Origin of the sequence: Streptomyces spiramenti, assembly GCF_012034385.1 — a bacterium.
Taxonomy (GTDB): domain Bacteria; phylum Actinomycetota; class Actinomycetes; order Streptomycetales; family Streptomycetaceae; genus Streptomyces; species Streptomyces spiramenti.
On record NZ_JAAVJB010000435.1, the window covers coordinates 1 to 1,648 of the forward strand.

Sequence of the window (1,648 nt, forward strand, 5' to 3'; positions counted from 1 at the left end):
CCGCGGTGGTGTCGGCGTCGTCGGCGGTGCCCCACCCGTCGCGACCGCCGGTCGCACCGCGGGGCCCGTGGGCCCGTGGCGCCGGTGCGGTCCGCCCGGCCAGCGGGCCGTCCGATCCCGGCCACGAGACGAGCAGGCAGTGACACCGCACCCCCACCGCGACCCCGCGGCACCGCCCTGGTCCGACCACGGCCCCGCGGGCCCGCCGTCCACCGGCCGGCACCTCGACCTCTCGCCCCTCGCGCGGGAGGGCTGGACGCGGGACATCCTCCTCGGCTTCGGGGTGCTCGTCCTGGCGTTCGTGGAGCTGGACCGTGCCGTGGCCGACCTGTACGTCCGCTCGCCGGTGGTGTTCGTCGTGGCGGTGCTGCTGGCCGGAGCGGTCGCCTGCCACCGCCGCGCCCCGGGCGCGGCCCTGCTGCTCGGCTGGATGATGCTGTTCGCGCAGATGATCACCGGCACCCAGTTGTTCCTGGTACAGCTCGCCGGGGTGCTGGCGCTGTACGGCGCCGCCCGCTACGGGAGCACCCCCGTGGTCTGGGTCTCGGGGGTGTCCGTGCTGGGAGCCGTCGCCTTCGCGGTGATCCTCAGCTACACCCACGGCCTGCACATGCTCGGCGCCTACACCTACGGCGTCTGGCTGCCTCGGTTGCTGGACGCCAGGGGCGCGGTCACGCTGCTCCTGCTCACCGCGCTGGCGATCTGCGCGCTGCCGTGGCTGGTCGGCCTGGTGCTGCGGCTGCGCGCGGCGGCGCGGGCCTCCCGGGAGAAGTCGGTCGAGGACGAGGAGGCGCGACGGCGGGCGGAGGCGCAGCGCTCGGCGGCCGAGGCACAGCGTTCGCAGGCGGAGGCGCAGCGGTCCGAGGCGCAGGAGATCGCGAGGCTTCGGGAGGGCCAGGCCAGACTGGCCCGCGACGTGCACGACGTGGTCGGCCACTCCCTCGCGGTGATCCTCGCGCAGGCGGAGTCGGCGCAGTTCCTGCCGGACGAGGACACCGAGGGGCGTCGCCGCACCATGGAGAACATCGCGTCGTCCGCCAGGCAGTCGCTGCGTGACGTGCGGCAGGTGCTGGCGTCCATCGCCGGGCCCGACGGTCCGGGGCTCCAGCCGACGGGCAGCCCCGACACTCTCATCGAGGACGTGCGGGCCGCCGGGGGCGAGGTGCGGGACCATGTCATCGGGGCCCCGCGTCCGCTGCCGTCCGACGTGGGGACGGTCGCGTTCCGGGTGCTCCAGGAGATGCTGACCAACGCACTGAAGCACGGTGTGCGCGGGGAGCCGGTGCTGGTGGAACGGCACTGGGACGAGCAGTTGAGGATCGAGGTGCGTAACGCGGTGAGCCCGCGAACGGCGGCCGGTGTGTCCGGCATGGGCCTGGAGGGGATGCGGGCGCGACTGGACACGGTCGGCGGCCGACTGTCCGTGGCGCGGCATCCCGGCCACGCGGCGGACGAGGAGACGGCGGACGACCCGGCGACCGTCTGGGCGCCGCCCGACGGCGGGCGCCGTCCGGACAGCTACACGGCCACCGCGTGGATTCCGCTTCCCGAAGCCGGGCCACGCGCGTGAGCGCGGCGGACGAGCGACCGGCCCCGTCCCCCGGCCGTGCGGCCCCGCCACCGGTCGACGCAGGCCCGGCCCACGCCC

Annotated in this window: 1 protein-coding gene; it reads left to right on the forward strand. The window is 75.7% G+C overall.

The annotated features are described in order from the left end of the window. Positions 1-139: 139 nt before the first annotated feature. Positions 140-1,570 (forward strand): histidine kinase, encoded by a 1,431-nt coding sequence (locus HCJ92_RS23975; RefSeq protein WP_167935699.1) that lies wholly within the window; start codon positions 140-142, stop codon positions 1,568-1,570. Positions 1,571-1,648: the final 78 nt, after the last annotated feature.